At 58.6% G+C, this 19,931-nt stretch carries 19 protein-coding genes; 11 read left to right on the top strand and 8 right to left on the bottom strand.

Annotation, left to right across the window (positions count from 1 at the left end; translation table 11 throughout):
- Positions 1 to 46 precede the first annotated feature (46 nt).
- Positions 47 to 940 carry a UTP--glucose-1-phosphate uridylyltransferase GalU gene (gene galU / locus ACR0LW_RS07785; protein ID WP_170453719.1) on the bottom strand — a complete coding sequence of 298 codons (894 nt, stop codon included), beginning with the start codon at positions 938 to 940 and terminating at the stop codon, positions 47 to 49.
- A 211-nt stretch (positions 941 to 1,151) separates the two neighbouring features.
- Complete coding sequence (locus ACR0LW_RS07780; protein WP_480882147.1) at positions 1,152 to 2,381, bottom strand: lytic murein transglycosylase; 1,230 nt, start codon at positions 2,379 to 2,381, stop codon at positions 1,152 to 1,154.
- 192 nt (positions 2,382 to 2,573) lie between these two features.
- Between ACR0LW_RS07780 and ACR0LW_RS07775 the strand changes: the two genes are divergently transcribed.
- From ACR0LW_RS07775 to ACR0LW_RS07750, 6 genes are read left to right on the top strand one after another with little or no spacing between them, the layout of a single operon-like run.
- Positions 2,574 to 3,536: a cytochrome ubiquinol oxidase subunit II family protein gene (locus ACR0LW_RS07775; RefSeq protein ID WP_480882146.1), complete on the top strand. Its 963-nt coding sequence runs from the start codon at positions 2,574 to 2,576 to the stop codon at positions 3,534 to 3,536.
- Positions 3,533 to 5,620, top strand: a complete 2,088-nt coding sequence (locus ACR0LW_RS07770; protein ID WP_480882145.1) for a cbb3-type cytochrome c oxidase subunit I — start codon at positions 3,533 to 3,535, stop codon at positions 5,618 to 5,620. The genes ACR0LW_RS07775 and ACR0LW_RS07770 overlap by 4 nt, the downstream gene beginning before the upstream one ends.
- Complete coding sequence (locus tag ACR0LW_RS07765) at positions 5,617 to 6,249, top strand: cytochrome c oxidase subunit 3 (protein WP_170453723.1); 633 nt, start codon at positions 5,617 to 5,619, stop codon at positions 6,247 to 6,249. Before ACR0LW_RS07770 ends, ACR0LW_RS07765 begins: the two co-directional genes overlap by 4 nt.
- Positions 6,242 to 6,568, top strand: a complete 327-nt coding sequence (locus ACR0LW_RS07760) for a cytochrome o ubiquinol oxidase subunit IV (protein WP_480882144.1) — start codon at positions 6,242 to 6,244, stop codon at positions 6,566 to 6,568. Before ACR0LW_RS07765 ends, ACR0LW_RS07760 begins: the two co-directional genes overlap by 8 nt.
- A 13-nt stretch (positions 6,569 to 6,581) precedes the next feature.
- Complete coding sequence (locus ACR0LW_RS07755; RefSeq protein WP_170632252.1) at positions 6,582 to 7,559, top strand: HlyD family secretion protein; 978 nt, start codon at positions 6,582 to 6,584, stop codon at positions 7,557 to 7,559.
- Complete coding sequence (locus ACR0LW_RS07750; RefSeq protein WP_480882143.1) at positions 7,556 to 9,079, top strand: DHA2 family efflux MFS transporter permease subunit; 1,524 nt, start codon at positions 7,556 to 7,558, stop codon at positions 9,077 to 9,079. The genes ACR0LW_RS07755 and ACR0LW_RS07750 overlap by 4 nt, the downstream gene beginning before the upstream one ends.
- On the opposite strand, the gene crcB is transcribed toward ACR0LW_RS07750, so the two are convergent.
- Positions 9,076 to 9,438 carry a fluoride efflux transporter CrcB gene (gene crcB, locus ACR0LW_RS07745; RefSeq protein WP_480882142.1) on the bottom strand — a complete coding sequence of 121 codons (363 nt, stop codon included), beginning with the start codon at positions 9,436 to 9,438 and terminating at the stop codon, positions 9,076 to 9,078. The genes ACR0LW_RS07750 and crcB overlap by 4 nt on opposite strands.
- A complete protein-coding gene (locus tag ACR0LW_RS07740; RefSeq protein ID WP_480882141.1) occupies positions 9,435 to 9,848 on the bottom strand; it encodes a fluoride efflux transporter FluC in 414 nt (137 codons plus the stop codon). Before ACR0LW_RS07740 ends, crcB begins: the two co-directional genes overlap by 4 nt.
- A 221-nt stretch (positions 9,849 to 10,069) precedes the next feature.
- On the opposite strand from ACR0LW_RS07740, the gene ACR0LW_RS07735 reads away from it, so the two are divergent.
- Complete coding sequence (locus tag ACR0LW_RS07735) at positions 10,070 to 11,650, top strand: FMN-binding glutamate synthase family protein (RefSeq protein WP_480882140.1); 1,581 nt, start codon at positions 10,070 to 10,072, stop codon at positions 11,648 to 11,650.
- Positions 11,651 to 11,655: 5 nt separating this feature from the next.
- Here the strand turns inward: ACR0LW_RS07735 and ACR0LW_RS07730 are convergent, their stop codons facing one another.
- The 4 genes from ACR0LW_RS07730 to ACR0LW_RS07715 are packed head-to-tail and all read right to left on the bottom strand — an operon-like array spanning position 11,656 to position 15,572.
- Complete coding sequence (locus ACR0LW_RS07730) at positions 11,656 to 12,285, bottom strand: ABC-type transport auxiliary lipoprotein family protein (RefSeq protein ID WP_480882139.1); 630 nt, start codon at positions 12,283 to 12,285, stop codon at positions 11,656 to 11,658.
- 23 nt (positions 12,286 to 12,308) lie between these two features.
- Positions 12,309 to 13,625 (bottom strand): MlaD family protein, encoded by a 1,317-nt coding sequence (locus ACR0LW_RS07725; protein WP_480882138.1) that lies wholly within the window; start codon positions 13,623 to 13,625, stop codon positions 12,309 to 12,311.
- 5 nt (positions 13,626 to 13,630) lie between these two features.
- Positions 13,631 to 14,446, bottom strand: coding sequence for an ABC transporter ATP-binding protein (locus ACR0LW_RS07720; RefSeq protein WP_480882137.1), 816 nt, complete (start codon positions 14,444 to 14,446; stop codon positions 13,631 to 13,633).
- Position 14,447: 1 nt separating this feature from the next.
- On the bottom strand, positions 14,448 to 15,572 hold the full coding sequence (locus tag ACR0LW_RS07715) for an ABC transporter permease (RefSeq protein ID WP_480882135.1): 1,125 nt from the start codon (positions 15,570 to 15,572) through the stop codon (positions 14,448 to 14,450).
- A 207-nt stretch (positions 15,573 to 15,779) separates the two neighbouring features.
- Between ACR0LW_RS07715 and ACR0LW_RS07710 the strand changes: the two genes are divergently transcribed.
- The 4 genes from ACR0LW_RS07710 to ACR0LW_RS07695 all read left to right on the top strand — a co-directional run bounded on the left by ACR0LW_RS07710 (position 15,780) and on the right by ACR0LW_RS07695 (position 19,796).
- Positions 15,780 to 16,184, top strand: a complete 405-nt coding sequence (locus tag ACR0LW_RS07710) for an SxtJ family membrane protein (RefSeq protein WP_170453732.1) — start codon at positions 15,780 to 15,782, stop codon at positions 16,182 to 16,184.
- Positions 16,185 to 16,201: 17 nt separating this feature from the next.
- Positions 16,202 to 16,351, top strand: a complete 150-nt coding sequence (locus tag ACR0LW_RS07705; RefSeq protein ID WP_170453733.1) for a DUF5989 family protein — start codon at positions 16,202 to 16,204, stop codon at positions 16,349 to 16,351.
- Positions 16,352 to 16,355: 4 nt separating this feature from the next.
- Entirely contained in the window at positions 16,356 to 18,191 is a 1,836-nt protein-coding gene (locus ACR0LW_RS07700) for a carbamoyltransferase family protein (RefSeq protein WP_480882134.1), read from the top strand.
- Between the two features lie 72 nt (positions 18,192 to 18,263).
- Positions 18,264 to 19,796, top strand: coding sequence for a sulfatase-like hydrolase/transferase (locus ACR0LW_RS07695; protein WP_480882133.1), 1,533 nt, complete (start codon positions 18,264 to 18,266; stop codon positions 19,794 to 19,796).
- Positions 19,797 to 19,931 lie beyond the last annotated feature (135 nt).

Genomic DNA, 19,931 nt, shown 5'->3' with positions numbered 1-19,931 from the left:
ACCCGACGGTATCGCCTTAATTGCAGTCAAGGGAAAGGGCCTGTGATTATTGGGCCGCTTTCCCCGTGGCAACGATGTCATTCAGATACTGGCTCAGATCGCCGCGCAGATCGTCGCGGGCCAGCGCAAACGCCACTGTGGCCTGCAAAAACCCGGCTTTCGAGCCGCAATCGAAACGCTGCCCGTCGAACTTGTAGCCAAAGACCGGCACGCCATTGCGGATGTCTTCCGCGATCGCATCGGTCAGTTGAATCTCGCCACCGCTCCCGGATTTCATTGAATTCAGGTTATAGAGGACCGACGGGCCAAGCACATAGCGCCCGATCACGGCCAGGTTCGAAGGCGCCTCATCCGGCTTGGGTTTTTCAACCATACCCCGCGTGCGCACAACGGTGCCCACATTGTCGCCCACATCCAGAACCCCATACGAGCTTGTTTGTTCATGCGGAACTTCCATCGCGGCGACCATGTTGCCGCCTGTTTCCTCATAGGCTTCGATCATCTGCTGCAAACACGGTTTGTCGGCGGCGATGACGTCGTCGGGCAGCATCACGGCAAAGGGCTCATCCCCGATCAGACGCCGCGCGCACCAGACCGCGTGGCCCAGCCCCAACGCCTTGTGCTGACGTATATAGGCAATCGCGCCGCTTTCCATGTTGGTGGCGTTCAGCGTTTCCAACAGATCGTGTTTGCCTTTGGCCTCTAACGCCTGTTCCAGCACCAGATTGTGGTCGAAATAATCCTCAAGCGCGGATTTCCCGCGCGAGGTTACAAAGATGAACTCCTTAATCCCGGCGGCGCGTGCTTCGTCGATGGCATATTGCACCAGCGGACGGTCAACCAGGGTCATAATTTCCTTTGGAACCGATTTCGTTGCCGGCAGAAATCGGGTGCCCAGCCCGGCTACGGGAAAAATCGCTTTGGTGACCTTACGTGTCATAGTGCCTCTCAATTCGTAATTCGGCCGGAAGGTCGCAGCGCGTCCGGCATTTCCTCATAGGCTGCGAAACCAGATCAATCAATGATGCCCGTCCTTATGGGCGTGAATAGGATAAATCGTGCCATTTGGAAGGGTCAGAGTCAAAATCCAATCGTTAACGTGAAGGATTTGTCATCCGGAGTTTATCCATTGTGCATTGCATATGCCCCGATCAGTTTTTCAGGCTGACCTTCATGTGCTGTTCCGGAAAACAAGTCGCGCTTTGGCCGGTCGCCTCTTGCCAGCGTCCAATTGATCGGCGGGTTTTGAACCCCGGTAGCCCGTCCGCCCCGCCGACGTCATGGCCTTGCGCTTCGAGCGCGCGTTGCATCGCCGCAATGTCCGAGCGGTAGAGGCCGCCAACCTTCCCCCAGCGGCCAGAGAAATCGCCGACGCCAAACTGGATCCGGTCTCCGACATGGCCGACAAACAGGGCATAGAGGTCGCTTTTGTTGTACTCTTTCAGCACGTAGAAATTCGGCGTTACCACAAAGGCAGGTCCGTTGCGCCCGGCGGGCATCATCAGATAGCCCTCACCCACCAGTTCATGGGCCGGGAAGGGCTTGCCCGAGACGCGCGTGATGCCCATTGCCGCCCAATCGCGAATGGGCCGCCCCTGATCCGGCCCTTCCAGCGCGCAGGACACTGTGTTGGGCACCGTCACCTCGAACCCCCAGTCTCGACCAGTGACCCAGCCATGCCGGGCCAGATAATTCGCAATCGAGGCCAGCGTGTCATCGGCAGAACCCCAGATATCCGCCCGCCCGTCGCCATTTCCGTCGGCGGCATAGGTCAGAAAGCTGGATGGCATGAATTGCGGCTGCCCCAACGCCCCGGCCCACGAGCTTTTCATGTCCCGGACATGCCCGGCTTCGGCAATCTGCAATGCTGCGATCAATTCACCGGTGAAATAGTCCGCCCGTGTGCTCATGAACCCTTTGGTGGCAAGGACCTGAAAGGCGTCATGTCGGATCGGGACCTGTCCATATCCGCTTTCCCGGCCCCAGATGGCCAGAAGGATGCGCGCGGGCACGCCGGTCTGCGCCTCAACCCTTGCAAGGGTCGCGGCATGACGTTTTGCCATTTGCCGCCCGACAGACGTTGCCCCCTGAACCGAGCCCGCGTTGAAATACCGCCCGGGCGAGCCGAACTCGGCCTGCTTCTGCTTCTTTGGCGTCTTCGGCTTGCTTCCGGGCGGGACAAGATCGGGCAAGTCCCAGTTCAGAGTAACCCCTGAAAACGCGCGGTTCATAGTGTCACGAGAGACACCCTTGGCACGGGCCTGCGGCCAGATCGTTTTGTTCAGCCAGGATTGAAATTGCCGCTCAACCGATGCGCGATCCTGCGCATTGGCGCTGCTGGCCGCAAAGACCAACAGAAGGATGGAAAGAAATGCACGCATCGGATGTTTGCTGCCCTGTGCCTGTCTGGTTAAACCCAAAGTTCTTGCCGTCAAGGATGCAGGAAGTGGGCAAATAAATCCATTCCTGCTCTTCCAATAGACGAATCCTCCACGTTCTCGAAAAAACCTTGAGAATTGTCCTGCACTTGCCGATAGTTGACGCCAATCCGGGGCCACAGAGGACAGGCAGGTATGAGTACCATCAGAATGCCCCTCGGGTCGGTTTTGGCGCTGATTGCGGTGGCCATGCTGGTTGCCTCGGCCCAGATGGCGGGTGCCAGCGACAGTTTCATGGACCCTCAGGGCCCTATCGCGGCCGTTCAAAAAACACACCTGTTGCGGGCGACGGTGCTGATCCTTGTGGCGGTTGTTCCTGTTCTGGTGCTGGTCCCTCTGATTGCGTTGCGCTATCGCCGCCGAAAGGGTGGCACTGCGGCTTATAAGCCAAATTGGGACTTTTCCGCCCGGCTTGAGATGCTGATGTGGGGTATCCCGGTGGTGATCGTGGCGATCCTGTCCTTCTATCTGTGGAAGGCGACCCATCGGCTGGACCCTTATGCAGCGCCTTTCGGGGACGAGCCCGCCGTTCAGGTTCAGGTTGTGGGTCTGGATTGGAAATGGCTGTTCATCTACCCCGAACTGGGCATCGCCAGCGTGGGCGAACTGGGCATTCCTGTCAAACAGCAGATCGCCATGACGCTGACCACGGATACGGTGATGCAATCCTTCATGATCCCGGCGCTTGCGGGGCAGATCTATGCGATGCCCGGCATGACAACTCAGCTACATTTGGTGGCAGACCGGCCCGAGACGATGCAGGGCGAGAACACCCAGTATAACGGTCGCGGCTTCACCAAGCAGAAATTCGAAACGCTTGCCATGCAGCCTGACGAATTCGAGGCATGGGTCGAAAGCGTCCGGCAAAATGGCATCGTGTTGGATCAGGCGACCTATCAGACCCTCGCCATGCGCACCGACCGGGATGAGGTTCAGGCGGCACTTGGTACTCCGCAAATGCCTGAAAACGCGCTGTATTTCCGACTGGACGATGGCGATCTGTTTCAGACGATCCTGCATCGCTATCACTCGGGACAGGCTTTGCCATTGGATCAACAACCGGGAACAACCGCTTACGGGCAGGAGGTCGGGCAATGACATCAGAGTCCGGCTTTTTCGGTCGCCTTAGTTGGGACGCATTGCCCATCACGGGCCTGATCCAGAACCCGAACGCAAATGAGATCGTCGCCAATGCCGCCGCAGCGGTGGTTATCGTTGGCGCGGTTGCGGTGGTTGCCCTGCTGTCATGGTTCCGCCTGTGGGGTCCACTCTGGCGCGATTGGCTGACCAGCGCTGACCACAAGAAAATCGGCATCATGTATATCGTCTTTGCTATCGTGATGCTGGCAAGGGGCGTGCTGGAAGGCGTTGTCATGCGCGCGCAACAGGCCGCAGGGCCGGGCGAGGGTTTCCTTGAGGCCGAGCATTTTGCCGAACTGTTCAGCACCCATGGCACGATCATGATCTTCTTCGTGGCCGTGCCGTTTGTGTTTGGTATCGCCAACTATGTCGTCCCGCTGATGATCGGCGCGCGGGATGTGGCCTTCCCGGTGATGAATCAGATCAGCCTCGGCCTGACCGTTTCAGCAGGGATGATGCTGATGGTGTCGCTGGTTGTGGGCCATTTCTCGACCGGAGGTTGGACGGCCTATCCGCCCTATACAGGGGCCGCGTTTAATCCCGGCGTTGGGCCGGATTACTGGATCTGGGCCATTGTCGTCTCTGGGATAGGAACCACGCTGACCGGGATCAACTTTGCCGTCACGATCTACAAGCTGCGTGCACCGGGCATGACCTTTATGCGGCTGCCGATGTATTGCTGGACGATCATCTGTAGCTCGATCCTGATCGTCTTTGCCATGCCGCCCCTGGGTGTTGCGGCGCTGTTGCTGGCCGCTGACCGTTATCTGGATTTCCACTTTTTCACCAATGACCTTGGCGGCAACATGATGAACTACGCCAACCTGTTCTGGCTGTTCGGCCACCCCGAGGTCTATCTGCTGGTCCTGCCCGCCTATGGCATCTATTCCGAGATCTTCGCGACCTTCTCGGCCAAACGACTTTATGGCTACACCTCGCTGGTCATCGCCACTATGTCGATTGCTGTGCTGTCCTTCACCGTCTGGCTGCATCACTTTTTTACCATGGGCCAAAGCGCGCTGATCAATGCGGTGTTTGGCATTGCAACCATGCTGATCGCGATCCCGACCGGAGTGAAGGTTTATGACTGGATGGCAACCCTGTGGCGTGGGCGGATCCGGTTCTCGGTGCCGATGCTGTATGGTCTGGCCTTCCTGATGCTTTTTGTGATCGGCGGGCTCAGCGGTGTGATCCTGGCAAACCCGACTGTCGACTACCAGGTGCATAACACCTTGTTTCTGGTGGCTCATTTCCACAATGTGCTGCTGCCGGGCGTGCTGTTCGGTTTGCTGGCTGCCTATAATTACTGGTTCCCCAAGGCCTTTGGGTTTCGCCTGCATGAAGGTTGGGGCAGGGTGACGGTTGCGCTTTGGACCGTTGGGTTCATGCTGACCTTCCTGCCGCTGTACTTTGTCGGCCTGATGGGCATGCCGCGCCGATCCTACAGTTGGGAAGACCCCAGCTTTCACCCCTATATGATCGTCGCCGTTGTCGGAGCGCTGGTCATAACGGCGGCTCTGTTTTCAGTTCTGGTCCAGCTTTGGATCAGCATCCGCGACCGGGATAAGACCCGCGTGCCTGTAGGGGACCCTTGGGATGGGCGCACTCTGGAATGGTCGATCCCGGCGCCGCCGCCGCCCTATAACTTTGCCATCATTCCGCAGGTGACGGACCGGGATAACTTTGCCATCGCCAAGGAACGCGGAGCAGCTTATCCCAAGCCTGAGGCCTATGAAGATATCGAAATGCCGCGCAACACAGGCATCGGCTTTATCCTCTGCTTGACCAGTGGCATCTGGATGTTCGCCTTGGTCTGGTGGATCTGGTGGCTGGCTGCGCTGATGACCGTTGCGATGATCCTCGCCTTCATCCTCTGGACTTTCGACACCAGCACCGAGGTCACGATCCCCGCAGAAGAGGTCCGCAAAGAGCACGAAGCCTGGCTTGCGCTGGTCCAAAGCGAAGCCGCCGTGGATCGTGACCACGAGACCGCGCCGGAAAATCGCGGCCTCGCGCGTCCTGATATGGAGGCGGTCACATGAAGCGCGCGCCAACTCATAGCTATCCGGGGATCAACCTCGGCGACCGCCACGCCAGCGCCCACAAGGCGTCCGAGGTCGTAACCTTCGGCTTCTGGGTCTTTTTGATGAGCGATCTGGTCTATTTCGGCCTGATGTTCGCCATTTACATCACCATGATCGACGCGCAGGCAGGCGGGCCGGGACCGCACGAACTGTTCGATCTGACCAGCATCTTCGCCCAGACCATGATCCTGTTGACCAGCAGCCTGACCGTTGGTTTGGCAATGCTGGCCCTGAAATACAACCTGCCCCGGCCAAGGATTATTCTGTGGTTCGGCGTGACGCTGCTGTTGGGCATCAGCTTCCTCGTTCTGGAGATCCGGGACTTTATCGCCATGGCCGAAAAGGGCGGCATCCCGCAGCGCAGCGGGTTCTTGTCGGCCTTCTACGGTCTGGTCCCGTTGCACGGACTGCATGTGGCAGCGGGATGCGTGTGGCTGGTGGTGCTGGGCATCCAGTTGCGCGTGATGGGCATGACCGATCTGGTGATCTCGCGCGTGGTGCGGCTGGCGCTGTTCTGGCACTTCCTCGACCTGATCTGGATCGGCATCATCACAATCGTCTATTTCGGAGGGCTGACCTATGGATAAACGCTCTGAAATGCACTGGCGCGAGCGGCGGCGTTATGTGATTGGCTATGGCGGGTCACTGCTGCTGACATTTGCCATGTTCGGCGTCGCCTATCGCTGGGGGATCGAAACGACCGGAGTGTATCTGACCATTGGTCTGCTGGGGCTGGCCCAACTGATCTTTCAGCTTGTCTATTTCCTGCATATCGACCGCCGCCGCAGCAGCCGAGAGGATCTGGATCTGATCCTGTTCTCAACCCTTGTTCTGCTGATCATCGTCCTGGGCACGGTCTGGATTCTGGGCAATCTGGCGATCCGTATGCATGTGCACCCGATGTAAAAAGGTCTGAGTTATGAAGTCGCTGAAGCTGGTCGCAATTCTTGTCATGCTTGCCGCGATTGGTGCGGGGCTGTTCCTGTTCTGGCGACATGAAGAGAGGTATCCGTCCACGCAAGACGCCTATGTCGGCGCGAATATCATCTACATCGCGCCGCAGGTAACCGGGCAGGTGGCAGAGGTACATGTTGACGAAAACCAAGCGGTCAAAAGCGGCGATCTGCTGTTCACCATAGATGACACGCAGTTCAAGGCGTCGGTGGATCAGTCCAAGGCCAATCTGGACAGCGCCGAGCAGCAGGCCAAATCATACGCAACTCAGATTGCGGCCGCCGAGGCATCGGTCGCAAGCGCGCAATCCGCTTATGACACAGCGCAAAAGGCGCTGGAACGCGCCAAGGTTCTGTTCTCGACAGGGGATGTGGCGCAGTCTTCGCTGGATCAGACAACCTCGGATTTCGCGCAGGCTTCGGCACAATTGACCAGCAGCCAGTCCAGCCTTTTGGCGTTGCAAAGCGGGCTGGCGGCGAAGCAGGACGATATCCTGTCGGCGCGGGCGCAGTTGGAGATCGACAAGGCCAATCTGGCCTGGACCAAAGTCTTTGCTTCCGCCGATGGCTGGATTGCCAACCTGACCCTGCGGCCCGGATCATCGGTGTCCGCCAATGCGCCGCAGTTTTCCATCGTCGAATCCGCAGACTGGTGGGTCGATGCGAATTTCAAGGAAACCGCGCTGCCGCGCATTCGTCCCGGTCAGCCGGTGACGGTTCAGATCGACATGCTGCCGGGTGTGACTTTGACGGGCAAAGTCGCCTCGATCGGGCGCGGGTCGGGGGATACATTCTCGCTGCTGCCCTCCGAGAATTCCAGCGGCAACTGGGTCAAGGTCACCCGCCGCTTCCCCGTTCGGATCGAGCTTGATCCGACCGATGCGCCCCTGCGTGTTGGTGGCAGCAGCAAGGTGGTCGTGGACACGACAGCAGCAACGCAATGACCGGCATGACAAGCAGCCACGTCAATCCGGTGATCGTGGTTGCTGTGGTCTGCAGTGCCATTCTGGAAGTTCTGGACAGCACAATCGTCAACGTGGCCCTGCCGCATATTCAGGCCGCATTCGGAGCCACAACCGATCAGGCCACGTGGATCCTGACCAGTTATATCGTCTCGGCGGTAGTGGTAATGCCGTTGACCGGCTTTGTCGCGCGCCGGGTCGGGCGACGCCGCTTGATCCTGACCGCCGTGACCGGCTTTGCCTGCATGTCGATCATGTGCGGCCTGTCCTGGAGCCTTGAGACCATCGTGTTCTTCCGACTGGCGCAAGGCATGTTCGGGGCCTTCCTGATCCCCCTTTCGCAATCCATTCTGTTCGACGCCTTCCCGCGCGAAAAACGGGGCGAGGCGATGGCCGTATTTGGCCTCGGTGTAGTCGTGGCCCCGGTTCTGGGCCCTACGGTGGGCGCGATCCTGACCGAGTATTTCTCGTGGCGGATGGTCTTTTTCGTGAACCTGCCGATTGCGGCCATGGCGCTGCTGTTGCTGGCCGGAGAGCTGCCGAAGGACGAGACCGAAGAGGTGAAGATCGATTGGCAGGGCCTTGCGCTTCTGGCCCTTGGCATCGGGTGCCTGCAATTCATCCTGGATCAGGGTGAGACCAAGGACTGGCTGTCCTCGCGCATTATTCAGGTTGCGCTTGTTGCGTCGGTTCTGGGCGCGCTGGGGTTGATCGTACATTGCCTGACAGCAAAAACTCCGGTTGTTGATCTGCGCCTTTTCGCGGACCGCAACTTTGCCCTGTGTAATCTGGTGATCGTGGGGTTTGCGGTGTCGCTCTATGGCGGCATCGCCATTTTACCGACCTTTGTTCAGACGCTGCTGGACTATCCGGTCATCGAATCCGGCCACCTGTTCATCCCGCGTGGTCTTGCGGCCGGAGTGTCCATGGTCGCAACCGGTGCCCTGCTGGTGAAACGGTTTGACCCCCGTGTGCTGGCCGGGGTCGGAATGACGCTGACCGCAATCAGCAATTTCATGATGGGGATGCTGAACTTGAATGCAGGATTCTGGGAACTGGCCATTCCCGGCATCATCAGCGGTCTGGGTATGGGGCTTGTCTTTGTCCCGATGTCCATTCTGGCCTTCGAGAGCATCAGCAAAGCGCGGCAGGACGAGGCCTCGGGCCTGTTCAACGTCACCCGTCAGTTGGGCTCATCGGTTGGTATTTCACTGGTCGGGACTTGGGTCGTGCGGGGATTGCAGACCAATACCGCGGTGCTGAGCCAGAACGTCACGCCCTATAACCCGGCGGCACAGGCTTATCTGGCGCCCTTGGGGCTGACACCGGACAGTGCCCAAGGCGCGGCCATTCTGGGGCAAGAGATCGCGCGACAGGCCGAGATGATCTCGTACCTGACCGTGTTCAACAATCTGGGGCTGCTGGCGCTGGCGACCTTGCCGTTGTTGTTTTTCTGCCGGGCCCCGAAGCCGGGCACAACGGCTCAGGTACATGCCCATTAGCGGGTTAGCACCAACCCCAGCCACAAGGCCCCCCAGCACAGAATAAGGCTGACCATGATATTACCTGCTGCCAGTGCAAGCGTGCGCTCGCGGCGCAATTCCAGCGTTTGATAGGCAAAGCTAGAAAACGTGGTGAATCCGCCGCAAAAGCCGAAAACCAAGCGTTTCTGCTCTTCCCCCATCTCGACCGGACCGCCCAGATAGCCGATCCACAGGCCCAGCAGCAGACTGCCCAGTACGTTCACGATCAGCGTGGACAGGGGCAGGGCATGGGTGACCCGCAATGCCAGCCAATGGCGCAGAACCGCACCAAGCCCGCCGCCCAAGCCGAACATCGCATGCAGGTACAGGTCAATCATTGCCGCCCACCTTTTGCATGAAACCACCGCCCCAATGCCTCACCCACAAGGGCCGCAGCCAGACCAAACGCGATCTCAAGCGCCGCAGCAGCGGGGGCCGTCCAAAGCGCGGTTTGGGCCAGCCGGTCAAGTTCTGCCACGAATGAGGAAAACGTCGACAGCCCGCCACAGAACCCGACGGCCCCCAGATGCAGAACATGCGCGTGGACCCGGTGCCGGATGGCATACAGCCAGCCCAGCACAAAACACGCGAAGATGTTGATGCCAAAGGTTGCGGTCAGGATGGGCACGCCGGGAATTTCCAGCGCAAACAGTTCGCGCAGAAGCGACCCAAGCGCCCCGCCCACGAATACGGATAGGAACATCAGGACACGCCCATGTTTCGCAGTCTTGCCGTTTGGTCCCGCCACCCGTCCCGCCTATTGCTGTCGCTTGACCGGCATACTGTGCGCGAACCGCGGGATCAATCAAACCTGTAACGTGGCTTCACATTCCCGACCGGTTTGTTTCCGCGACACCTAAGGGCTTGCAATCAAAAGCCAAGATGTTTCACTTTGGCGTCAACGCCTTCGGTCTAATTCAGATGCGTTTCAGACCGTCCCCACCAACAACCCACCCAAGGAGATCAGGAATGGTTGTACGCAGGCTCTATTATTTTCTGAGTTTCGTCTGTCTGCCCTTGGTGGCGATCCTGGGCTTTTTCTGGTCCCCGGCGCACTGGCTGCTGGTCATTTTGATCCCGTACGCCGTGATCGGGATGTATGACATGCTGACCACCAAGCATAACGTGCTGAACAACTATCCGGTGCTGGGGCATTTTCGGTACATGCTGGAATTTGTCAGCCCCGAGATCCGGCAATATTTCGTGGAAACCAACGAAAGCGGGCGGCCCTACAACCGGATCATTCGCAGCCTTGTCTATTCCCGCGCCAAGGGTCAGGTCGATACGCAGGCGTTTGGTACCCAATATGACATCCTGACTGTGGGCTACCATCGGGCCAACCACTCACTTGCGCCCAAGGATGTGCATGAAAGCGAAGAAAGGGTGATGCTGGGCGGGCCGCAATGCGACAAACCCTATGACGCGTCGCGCCTGAATGTGTCGGCCATGAGCTTTGGCGCGCTCAGCGCCAATGCGATCCGGGCCCTGAACGGCGGGGCGAAGGATGGCGGGTTTGCGCATAACACGGGCGAAGGTGGGCTGTCGCCGCATCATCTGGCCGAAGGTGGCGATGTCATCTGGCAGATCGGCACCGGCTATTTCGGCTGTCGCACGCCCGAAGGTGGGTTTGACAAGGACAAGTTCGCGGAGAAAGCCAAGAAAGACGTCGTCAAAGCGATTGAAATCAAGCTCTCGCAAGGGGCAAAGCCTTCGCATGGCGGGGTGCTTCCGGCCGCGAAGGTCGACAAGGAAATCGCCGAGATCCGGGGCGTGCCCGAACATCAGGATGTGATCTCACCCCCCGTTCATTCCGCTTTCGACGGCCCCACCGGGTTGATCGAATTCGTACAGCATCTGCGCGAGATGTCAGGCGGCAAGCCGATCGGCTTCAAACTGTGCATCGGCAACCCGTCCGAGTTCATGGCGATCTGCAAGGCCATGCTGGAAACCGGAATTCTGCCAGATTTCATCACAATTGACGGCTCGGAAGGCGGAACCGGGGCAGCGCCGGTTGAATTCACCAACCGTCTGGGGATGCCGCTGAACGAGGCGTTGATCTTCGTGAACAACTGCCTGCGCGGTGCCGGGCTGCGCGACAAGATCCGGATCATATGCTCGGGCAAAGTGGCCACCGGCTATGACATGGTCGAAAAATTCGCCCTTGGCGCGGATATGTGTAATGCCGCGCGCGCGATGATGTTTGCGGTGGGCTGCATTCAGGCGCTGCATTGCAACACCAATCGCTGCCCCTCGGGCGTGGCCACACAGGACCCGATCCGGGGCCGCGCAGTGAATGTTCCGCAAAAACGCCAGCGGGTGCATCGCTATCATGATGCCACTTTGGAAAGCTTCCGCGAGTTGCTGGGCGCGATGGGGAAACAGACAGTGTCCGAACTGACGCTCGCTGACATCCGCCGCCGTACAGCGGACGAACGAGAGTATTCCTACGCCGAACTATACACGCTGGTCGATGAAGGCGCGTTTCTGTCCGACACGATTCCGCCCGAATATGCAACGGATTGGCAGCGCGCGTCAGCCGCGCAGTTCTGACGGCGTCAGTTAACGGTCGAACGGGGGTTATTGGCAGCGTGCGTATTGATCCGGCGCACGCTCCATTCCACCGCGTCCCGCATCGTTCGTCCCAACGCGACGTCGAAGGCATTGACCAGATCGGGCGTCTGATCGCTGGTGGCCACTACGTTTTCCTGAAACGAGCTTGAGGCGATGATCTTGTCTTCATATTCATCGATGATCTTGATGTTCATACGGACTTCGATGCGGACGGTTTTGCCGTTTTCGGTCTCGGACACCACGATGCCCTGAAATTCGCGTAGATCCGGCGCGATGACATAATCGGCGCGAAGACCCACGGTTGAACGACCAACAGCCGCAACCTTGCCTGAATTCTCATAGCTTTCGACCAGCAGCGCCTGCACGATCAGCGGAGCCCGATCCACCCATCGCGCGCGGGGCAGGTATTGAACCTGCAAAGGGGTTGGTTGCACCGCGATCTGATCGGTGTTCACAGCCGCTGTTGCGGTGGGTTCTTCAACCACGATCTGCTTCTGGATACGCGGCAGCGAGGATGCGAACGTGCTTTTCGGCGTCAAAAGATACAGGTCGTTCGGTTTTGAGGCCTGCTGCAACGTGCCCAAACCGGCGCAGCCGCCCAGTATCACAGCCACCAGGGATAGAATAAGGGGCCTTATCATTGACGGAACTCCGATGCTTGGGTGCCCAGCAAAAAGCGTGCCGGGTCGCGTTCGACCTTGTCGACCAGGCGATCAAGGCTGATGACCAGACGCTGGGATTCTTCAATAAACCGAATGAACTGCGGTAATCCAACCCGCAGGAAATCAGACACCTGACGGCGATTGTCCTGCACCACCCCGTCGATAGTGCCCAGCAGCTCTTTCGCGGAATTCGACGCGCTGAGCACGTCGTCAGAGATCTTGTCGATCTTGTCGGTAATGCCTGCGACGGTTTCGGTCACCTGATTGGCGGCCCGGCGAATATCCTGCGCCACCGGGGCGACGTCGGTCTCGATCACCTGATTGGCCGAGTCAAAGGCCCGCTCTGCCGAGGCCAGCGCCCCCTTGGCCGAGTCCATGGTCGAGGTGATCGATCCAAGAGTCGTGTTGGCGTTCAGAACAGTCTCGGTGATCACGCTGAGGGATGCGCCAGCCTCCTGCGACAACCGGGTGAGGTTCTCGGCCAGATCCGAGCCGCGTTCGATGAACGGGCGGATATCCTGTTCGATCACGCGGTTGGTCGTCGTCAGGGTCACCTTGGCCTCATCCAGCGCCTCTTTTGCGGTGTCGGAAGCGGTTTTGATCGATTTCAATGTGTCCGTTCCGGTTTCAAGGGTGGATTCAGCGGAACTGATCAACGGGTCCAGCTTTTTGGTGAACACCCCGATATCCTGCGCCGCATTGCCGATATTGGCCGAGACGGATTCGAAATCCGAAAGCGTCTTGTCCAGCCGACCGGTGGCCGAGGCGAGGTTTTCCAGAATGTCGGATACGGCCTTCCGGTTCTTCTCATCCACGACCGAGTTCAGTTCCTGTAGCAGGGTCACGGCCTCGTCCAGCACTTTGGGCGCGCCTTCAAACAGGGACTGGATGGTGCTGCGTTTGCTTTTGATCACGCTGTCCTGCGGCAAACGCGCTGCCGAGGTGGAGCCGCCGGTTAGCTCGACATAGCCGACCCCGGTCACCCCCAGCGATTGCAACTGCGCAATGGTTTCTTCGGTGACCGGAATATCGGCGTCCACCTCGATGCGCACACGAACCTTCGACGGATCGTCCTCATCCAGATTCAAGGATATAACCTGCCCGACCGGCAGGCCGTTATAGCTGACGCCGCCCGCCGCCGACAGGCCCGAGACATTGTCGAACAGCACATCGTAATAGGCGTATTGGCGGGTCACTTCGAATTTGGCGAGCCACAGGAAGAAGCCGAAGGCCCCCAGAATGCCCGCAAGGGTGAACGCGCCGATCAGAATGTAATTCGCCCGGGTTTCCATCGCCTCTACCTGTCCTGCCCTTTGTCCTGCGCCGCGCGGGCGCGGGGGCCTGTGAAGTATTCCTGTACCCAAGGATGATCGACCTTGATCATCTCTTCAATCGGACCTTCGACCAGCACGCGCTTTTCTGCAAGCACGGCGACCCGGTCGCAGATCGCATAGAGGCTGTCCAGATCGTGCGTGACCATAAAGACGGTCAGTCCCAGCGCCTGCTGCAACTCGCGGATCAGGGCATCATAAGCAGCCGCACCGATGGGGTCCAACCCGGCGGTGGGTTCGTCCAGAAACACGATTTCGGGGTCCAGTGACAGCGCCCGCGCCAGTGCCGCCCGTTTGCGCATACCGCCCGACAGTTCCGACGGGAACTTGCCGCAACTCAGCTGTGGCAGTCCGACCAGGCTGATTTTCAATGCGCCCAGCGACTCCATCAACCGTTCGCTGATGCCAGTGTGTTCGCGCAGCGGGGCCATGACGTTTTGCAGCACAGTCAGCGAAGAAAACAGCGCGCCATCCTGAAAGGCGACACCCCAGTGGCGTTCAATGCGGCGGCGATCTTCTTCGGGGCCGTTCAGCACATCGACGCCCAGAACCTCGATACTGCCCGCCGCCGGTGTGTTGAGCCCAACAATCGTGCGCAATAGTACCGATTTACCGGTGCCCGAGCCGCCGACGATGCCCAGAACCTCACCCCGCCATACGTCAAGGTTCAGGTCGTCATGCACCACTTGCGGCCCGAACTGATTGCGCAGCCCACGCACACGGATCACCGCCTCGCGTTGTGCATCCACCGGGGTTGTCTGATGCTGCACGGTGCCGTCCATGTCAGATCCCCAGCTCTGAGAAGAAGATCGAAAACAACGCGTCGATGGCGATCACCATGAAAATCGACTGCACGACCGAGGCGGTGGTGCGTTGCCCAACGCTTTGCGCCGACCCTTTGACCTGCATGGCCTGCCAGCAGGCGATGACCCCGATGACCAGCGCAAAGAACGGGGCCTTGATCAAGCCAACGGCCAGTTGCCAGACATCGGTGCTTTCGTTCAGGCGCGTGATGAACATGCCGGGGCTGATGCCCAGATCGATCCAACTCATCAACGCGCCGCCGAACAGCCCGGCCATGTCGGCGACAAAGCCGAGAATCGGCAACATGATCAGCAGGGCCAGAACACGTGGCACCACCAGAACCTCGATCGGGTCCAGACCCAGCGTGCGCATGGCGTCAATTTCTTCCTGCACCTTCATCGACCCGATTGAGGCGGTAAAGGCCGAGCCTGACCGGCCCGCGACGATGATCGCGGTCAGCAAAATCCCCAACTCGCGCAGAACCGAGATCGAGATCAGTTCGACCACAAAAATTTCGGCCCCGAACTGTTTCAGCTGCGTGGCGCCCTGAAAGGCCAGAACAACGCCGATCAGAAACCCCATCAGCGCCACGATGGGCAGGGCCTTGAACCCGGTTTCTTCCATATGCGTGAACAGGGCCGCCCGCCGCAACCGCCATGGCATTGCAATCGTGCGGGCCAGCCGGTGCAGGGTCAGACCCAGAAACCCGAGGATCGACAGCGTATCCTTCCATGCCCCGAAGGTGCTGCGACCAACGCTCTCGACCCAATCGGCGAAGGTCCTGGGTTTGGCCAGCCGCCCCGGCTTGTCGGGGATGTTGTGCGATACGGTATCGATCAAAGCGGCATGTGCCGGTTTCAACCCCAGAAACTGAAGCTGCGCACCATTGGCCGTGAACCGCAGCGACAGGTCCGCCACCAACCACGCCCCGCCGGTATCCAACGCCTCGATTTCCGACAGGTCCACGGTCACGTCGCCGCCAACTGGCTGAACCGCGGCGAAGTCGCGTTCGACCGTTTCCAAGGACTGCGTCAACAGCGCGCCCGAAATGCGCACATGTGTGCCGGTGCTTTCGCGCTCAGAGGTGATCTTGGGCGGCGTCATGAGGACATGTGACGGAAAACGCCCACGGGCTGCAACGGCTTTGTGCGCTTTCGCGGGGATTTGGGGGATCAGAATGGCCTGGGTGTGACACTGCTTGGCGTCAGAGGGCAGATTCCCGGTCGCATTGTGACCCAATTCACTTGTTTCAACCGAAGGTAATGCTACCTTATTACATGTGGTTGAGTTTTAGTTGTTTGGTTGTGTGTCATGTCTGACCATCACGCGAATGTTGATGTCGAAATCGGGTCCGAGCGCGGGTTCGGATTTGTCTTCACAGCGGTTTTTCTGATCATTGCCCTGTGGCCTGTATTTGGCGGCGGGTCTCCGCGTTGGATACTGCTTGCTATTGCAGGGATCATCCTTGCGCTGACCTTTCTTGCCCCGCAGGTTTTGGCCAAACCGAACCGGCTTTGGTTCAAGTTTGGTATGCTGTTGGGGGCCATTGTCGCGCCTGTCGTGATGTTTCTGGTCTTCATCACCACCTTTGTGCCGTTTGGCCTTGTGGCGCGTTTGTTGGGCAAAGACCTTTTGTCCGAAAGGCTAGACAGCAGTGCAGATAGCTATTGGGTCGTCCGTAAGGACCAGCCTGGCAGCATGAAACAACAGTTTTAAAGAAGGGAGTACCAGACGTGACATTCGTTTCCGAGCTCTGGTCGTTTTTGAGGGTCAGAAAGAAGTTTTGGCTGCTGCCCATCTTTGTCATGTTGGGTGTATTCGGAGGGCTGATCGTCCTTAGCCAAGGTTCGGCCATTGCGCCGTTCGTCTACACGCTGTTCTGATCTTATGACGTACATTTTGGGCATTTCCGCGCTGTATCACGACAGCGCCGCAGCATTGTTGCGCGACGGCCAGATCGTGGCCGCCGCACAGGAAGAGCGGTTTACCCGCAAAAAACACGACCCCGGATTTCCGGAAAAGGCGATCCAATACGTGCTGGCCGAATCAGGCATCACATTGGCGGACGTGGACAATGTTGTGTTCTACGACAAACCGTTTCTGAAATTCGAACGTTTGATCGAAACTTACATCGCAGTCGCGCCGCGCGGGTTCAATTCGTTCCGAATGGCCATGCCGGTCTGGTTGCGCGAAAAGCTTTTTCTGAAGGATTTGCTGAACAAGCAGCTTCGCAAAATCGATCCCGATTTTACCGTCGATAAGATCCTGTTCTCGGAACATCATGTCAGCCACGCCGCCAGCGCGTTTTACCCTTCACCCTTTGAAGAGGCGATTGTGCTGACGGTGGATGGTGTCGGTGAATGGGCCACGACAACGGTTGGCATCGGGCGCGGCAATGAGCTGACGATGGTCAAGGAACTGCATTTCCCGCATTCGCTGGGTCTGCTTTATTCCGCCTTCACCTATTACACCGGGTTCAAGGTCAATTCCGGCGAATACAAGGTCATGGGTTTGGCCCCGTACGGTATGCCGAAATACAAGGATCTGATCCTCGAACATCTGGTTGATCTGAAAGAGGACGGCTCGTTCCGGCTCAACCAGACGTACTTTAATTATACCGCCGGTCTGACCATGACCAGCAAGGCGCTTGAGGATTTGTTTGGCCAGCCGGTGCGCAAGCCCGAAACCGATCAATTGACGCAGTTTCATATGGATATCGCTGCATCCGTTCAGGCCGTGACCGAAGAGATCATGCTGCGTATCACCCGAGATCTGGCGCGCGAACACGGCATCCGAAATCTGTGCATGGCGGGCGGTGTGGCTCTGAACTGCGTGGCAAACGGCAAGATTTTGCGGGACGGCGCGTTTGACAACGTCTGGGTTCAGCCTGCCGCCGGGGACGCAGGCGGGGCACTAGGGGCCGCCTGTGCTGCGTGGCATCAGGAATTGGGGAACCCACGACAGGTCACCTCGGGCGATCAGATGCAGGGGGCCTATCTGGGCCCACGTTTCGAAGATGATGAGATTGCCAAGGAACTGACCCGCGCGGGGGCCAAATTCACTACCTACGAAAACGGTGAACTGGTCGACCAGACTGCGCAGGCGCTGGCGGACGGAAAAGCGGTCGGATGGTTTCAGGGTCGGATGGAGTTCGGGCCACGCGCCTTGGGCGCACGCTCGATCCTGGGGGATCCACGATCCGAGTCGATGCAGAAAACCCTGAACCTGAAGGTCAAATACCGCGAAAGCTTCCGCCCCTTCGCGCCGTCTGTCCTGCGCGAGGACGTCGCGGATTGGTTCGAGCTGGACGGCGACAGCCCCTATATGCTGATCGTGGCCGATGTTCAGGAAAAAATCCGCCGCCAGATGACGGATGAGGAAAACGATCTGTTTGGCATCGACAAGCTGAACGTCAAACGATCCGAGATCCCGGCGGTGACCCATGTGGATTACTCTGCCCGCATTCAGACCGTGCATCAGGACACGAACCCGGCCTATCACGCGCTGATTTCCAAGTTCAAAGACCTGACCGGATGCTCTTTGGTCGTGAACACCTCGTTCAACGTGCGGGGCGAGCCGATTGTCTGCACTCCGACCGATGCGTTCCGCTGCTTCATGGGTACGGATATCGAGGTTCTGTCGATCGGCAACTGCCTGTTGCGCAAAGAAGATCAGGACTCGGCGCTGAGGGAAAATTACGAGACCAAGTACGAGCTCGACTAAGTTCTTGCGAGGTCAGTCGTTCCGCGACACAGTCCGCACCAGAAACTCGGGTGCGGAATCGAGGTGCGCGACATGGGTCAGGCTGGGAAAGTTATGTTCATCATCATCGACCAGCTTCGGGCAGATTGCCTGTTCGGAGCGTTGGCGGATCACGTAAACCTGCCAAATCTGCGATCCTTCATGGCCGAGGCGGTGACGTTCAAACGGCACTATTCGGTGACCAACCCCTGTGGCCCGTCACGCGCATCGCTGTTGACCGGGCAATACGCGATGAACCACCGCTCGGTCCGTAACGGTACGCCGCTGCGCCACGATATTCCCAATATCGCGACCGAAATGCGCAAGGCTGGCTATCTGCCGATGCTGTTCGGCTATACCGACACCCCGGCAGACCCGCGTGCCTACGACCCGAATGATCCGATCCTGCGGACCTATGAACAGTCGATGGAAGGCTTCCTTGAAGTTGTCGAGATGCGGTTGGAGGAATCCTATCCCTGGCGCGCGCATCTGATGAAAAAGGGCTATGCGTTCGACAGTTATATGGACGTCTACAAGCCGGTTTCGCCGTCGGGTGGGCCGCCCAAACTAAACGACCCGGCGATGTATCGGGCCGAGGACAGTGACACGGCCTTTCTGACCGACGCGTTTCTTGAAGGTATCGCGTCGCATCACGATCAGAACTGGTTTGCCCATCTGACCTATATCCGCCCGCATCCTCCGCTGGTGGCCCCAGCGCCGTACAACACCATGTATGACCCGGACAGCGTGCCTTTGCCTGACCGGCTGGCCACGCCCGAGGCCGAAAAATCCCTGCACCCGTTCTTTGGCCCCAAGCTGGACGTCTACACCGAGAAAGAGTTTGTTCACGGCTTTGACGCGGTCGAACCAACGGATGAGAACATCCGGACCCTGCGCTCGATCTATTTTGGGTTGGCGACCGAGGTGGATCACCACATTGGCCGCGTGGTCCAGTACCTCAAAGATAGCGGACAATATGACGACACTCTGATCGTACTAACTGCGGATCATGGCGAGATGCTGGGCGACCGGCACAGCTGGGGCAAAATGACGGTCTACGACGCGGCCTATCACACACCGCTGATGATCCGGACGCCCGGAAATCAGGCGCGGGCGGGGGCTGAGGTGACGGTTCCCACTGAATCCATCGACATCACGCCGACCATTCTGCAATGGGTCGGGCAATCCGCCCCGAATGAGATGGACGGTCGGTCCCTGATACCCTTATTGCAGGGCAATGTGCCCGACGATTGGCGAAACTATTCCTTCAGCGAGCTTGATTTTTCCGAGCCAGAGAACCCGACCCTTTGGCAACAGCGCTTGGGGACGGGCAACAGCGATTCATGTCTGGGCATCCTGCGCGATGATCGCTTCACGTTGATTGAGTTTGCAGCCGACCTGCCGCCGATCCTGTTCGACCATCACGGCAAGGGTGAGTTCGAGAACGTCGCCGGTGACACGGCCTATGCAGATGATCTTGCCCGGTTGTGTCGGCAGATGCTGCGGCATCGGATGCGGAACATGGATCACACCCTTTCGCTGCATTCCATCACGCATGAGGGCGCAAGGTCCCGTAATAGGTACTAAGCCTCGGAGTTCGGAAAAATCCTAGACAAATTCATATCTTACGATATCGTCGCCTTGACTTGATGCATTTGATTTCTTTTCCGCCAGGCAGCGTGACGGTTTGATTGGTTGATTGTCCTGTGTGAAGGCCTGCGG

It is taken from the genome of Ruegeria sp. N4 (assembly GCF_056531425.1).
The sequence above is the reverse complement of the archived record's forward strand: the minus strand, read 5'-3'. Positions and strand labels throughout refer to the sequence as shown.